The 3,027-nt window shown below is 67.2% G+C and carries 4 protein-coding genes; 3 read left to right on the forward strand and 1 reads right to left on the reverse strand.

Annotation, left to right across the window (positions count from 1 at the left end):
• Window positions 1–723 (forward strand): aldehyde dehydrogenase family protein (locus tag E6A21_RS17140; protein WP_138445385.1); only part of this gene is annotated, 723 nt, incomplete at its 5' end.
• 202 nt (window positions 724–925) lie between these two features.
• Window positions 926–1,438: a hemerythrin domain-containing protein gene (locus E6A21_RS17145; RefSeq protein WP_138445386.1), complete on the forward strand. Its 513-nt coding sequence runs from the start codon at window positions 926–928 to the stop codon at window positions 1,436–1,438.
• 2 nt (window positions 1,439–1,440) lie between these two features.
• Here the strand turns inward: E6A21_RS17145 and E6A21_RS17150 are convergent, their stop codons facing one another.
• Window positions 1,441–1,695: a hypothetical protein gene (locus E6A21_RS17150; protein WP_138445387.1), complete on the reverse strand. Its 255-nt coding sequence runs from the start codon at window positions 1,693–1,695 to the stop codon at window positions 1,441–1,443.
• Window positions 1,696–1,976: 281 nt separating this feature from the next.
• Between E6A21_RS17150 and E6A21_RS17155 the strand changes: the two genes are divergently transcribed.
• Entirely contained in the window at window positions 1,977–2,867 is an 891-nt protein-coding gene (locus E6A21_RS17155; protein ID WP_138445388.1) for a diacylglycerol/lipid kinase family protein, read from the forward strand.
• Window positions 2,868–3,027: the final 160 nt, after the last annotated feature.

Below are 3,027 nucleotides of genomic sequence, written 5' to 3' on the forward strand. Positions count from 1 at the left end.
ATCCGCTCCTCCGCCGAGACGGTGAAGCGCCTGACCCTCGAGCTCGGCGGCAACGACGCCGGCATCGTCCTGCCCGACGCCGACCCCGAGGCGATCGCCGAGGGCCTGTTCTGGGGCGCGTTCATCAACACCGGCCAGACCTGCGCCGCCCTCAAGCGCCTCTACGTCCACGAGGACATCTACGAGGACGTGTGCCGGGCCCTGGCCCAGTACGCCGCGGCCGTGCCCATGGGCGTCGGGCTCCAGGAGCAGAACCTGCTCGGCCCGCTGCAGAACAGGGCCCAGTACGAGATCGTCGCCCGCCTCGTCGAGGCCGCCAAGGCCTCCGGCGCGGAAGTGCTCCTGGGCGGGAACCCCGACGAGGACCAGCCCGGCTACTTCTACCCCACCACCCTGGTGGCCCACATCGACAACGCGAACCCCCTCGTGGCCCAGGAGCAGTTCGGCCCCGCCCTGCCCATCGTGAAGTACTCCACCGTGGAGGAGGCCGTGGAGATGGCCAACGGCCTCGAGGTCGGCCTCGGCGCCTCCGTCTGGTCCGCCGACAGGGACAAGGCCCGCGAGGTCGCCTCCCGCCTCGAGGCCGGCACCGTCTGGATCAACGCCCACGGCGTCGTCCACCCCATGGTCCCCTTCGGCGGCGCCAAGCACTCCGGCTACGGCCTCGAATTCGGCGTCGAAGGCCTCAAGCACCTCGCCCAACCCCAGATCATCAACGGCTGACGTCCCGAGCGAGTCGAAGAAACTTCTACCGCCCGGGATCCGCAATTCCGTTATTCCGTATCGGCTGGATCAAACGGAATCTGTTCTGGTTCCCCATCGCTGAGCCGACAGCAAGATGGACTGACCTCGTGAGTGTGCTCCCCTCGGTTGCTGGGTGGGGGTACGCCTGCAAGAGTGACTGTGACAGAAGGAGAGGGAAACTGTGGACATCACCGAGGTCATTTTGAATGATCATCACGAGCAGCGCCGCATGTTCGGCATCCTCGAAGAAGTCTCCCCGGATGATACGGAAGCGCTCGGATCGGTCTGGAAGCGCCTGCGCATCCTCCTGGAAGTGCATGCCGCCGCAGAGGAGAAGCTCTTCTACCCGCGGCTGCTGAAGCTGCAGCAGGACCGCATCGCTCGCGAGTCGCCCGGCGAGGAGACCGAGGATGCCGTCCACGATCACAACGAGATCCGGGACGCGATCGCCTCGGTCGAGGATCACCCGGTGGGCTCGATTGAATGGCTGCGCGCCGTGGCCGAGGTCAACGAAGTCAACAGCGATCACATGGCCGAAGAAGAGCGCCAGGGTCTGACCGATTTCCGCCGCCACGTCGGTCTGGAGGAACGCCACACGATGGCCGTGGCGTTCGCGGCGTTCGAGGCCGAGCACGCGGGCGGCATCTCCGCACACGACGTGGACCCGCACCAATACCTGCGCGAGCACGGCTGATCTCAGCACCCGTCAAGAACATCCTCCACAATCGTCGGGGTCATTCCTTGGGATTGGGCGCCGTGGAAGACCGTACGGACAGTGAGCTGGCCACGGGCGCCCCTGGGCGTCGTCTTCGTGCCGCGGATCTGGTCGATTAGCAGGCGGAGTGCGCGCAGCAGTGGGAGCGGGCTCAGTCCGGCGGCCGCGAGTCCGTCGTAATAGCCCTTGACCCGGTTGCTGACGTCAGCCGTGCTCGGGCCGGCTGTCCCGCACACACAGTGGGCGGGAGAGGGTAACCCGGGTGGGTGACTACCTCCGACCCCGCCAAACTCCTCGATCCGGGCGAGTTCGCGCGGCATCCCAGGTCGTCATCAAGGGAGTTCTGGTCGCCGCCGTCGAAGGGGGAAACGGACGGGCTTGCCAGAGGCAGGCGCATGGCAGAGCGGCACGTTGCTCTCTACCGCCCTCGGAGGCCCGAAGCAGTCGAGCTCCGGCCAAGTCGTGAGTGTCAGGCCTGTAGTGTCGCAGGCAGGACGGCCGAACACCGGGAGGGCATGTGGCAGTACTGATCGTTAACCCGATCAAGCAGGGGGCTGAGGAGATCAGGGCGCTGTTCCGCCGGTACTGCGCAGAGCAGGGAGCACAGGCCGCCGTGCTGGAGACCTCGGCGGAGGACCCGGGTGGCGGCATGGCCCGCAAGGCACTCGAAGGAGGCGCCGAGTCCGTCGTGGTCGCCGGAGGCGACGGCACGGTCCGAGCTGTGGCCGGTGAACTCGCGGGAACAGGGGTCCCGCTGGGTGTCGTGCCGCTCGGCACGGGGAATCTTCTGGCCCGGAATCTCGGCATTCCCGTCGATGCCCCCGCGGACGCTTTCGCCGTGGCGATGTCGGGGGCGGAACAGCTCATCGATGTCGCTTGGGCAGCTGCGGGCGACGACGAGGAGCTCGCCTTCGTCGTGATGGCTGGAATGGGTCTCGACGCGACCGTCATGGCGAACACCAGCGATGACCTCAAGGCGAAGGCCGGCTGGCTCGCCTACATCGTTTCCGCAGGGCAGAGCATCATAGGCAGCTCTTACCGGATGCGTGTCGATGTAGACGGCCGCCTCGCCACGGAACGTCGCCAACGGGGAGTCATGGTCGGCAACTGCGGGCGGATACAGGGCAATGTTGAGGTCTTCCCGGGAGCGGAGCCTGATGACGGAATCTTGGACGTTCTGAGCGTCGCACCCCACGGGGTTCTGGGTTGGTTCCGGGTCGCCGGAACGCTGCTGAGCCGGTTCCGGCGCCATTCCCCACCGGAGCTAGGCCATTTCAAGGGAGCGACGGTGCGGATTGAAGCGAGCCGTCCGCATGACATCCAGCTCGACGGAGACCATCTCGGGAAGGGCAAGCTCCTCTCCATCCGCGTCGACCCTGGAGCGCTCACGGTCCGCGTGCCGCGCTGACGCTGCGACGAGGCTCAGCGGCCGCCCGTCGTCGCGCTGGTCCGCCAACTGCCCCTGACCAGCGAGTAGGCCGCCGGGGACCCGGAGCACCTATGGTCGCTCCGGGTCCCCGGGCCCCCGAACCGCTCGAAATCTACATGCGCCGATCCCGCCGGCCTCC

The sequence above is a fragment of the Sinomonas susongensis genome, from assembly GCF_005877005.1.
GTDB classification, from domain to species: Bacteria; Actinomycetota; Actinomycetes; order Actinomycetales; family Micrococcaceae; genus Sinomonas; species Sinomonas susongensis.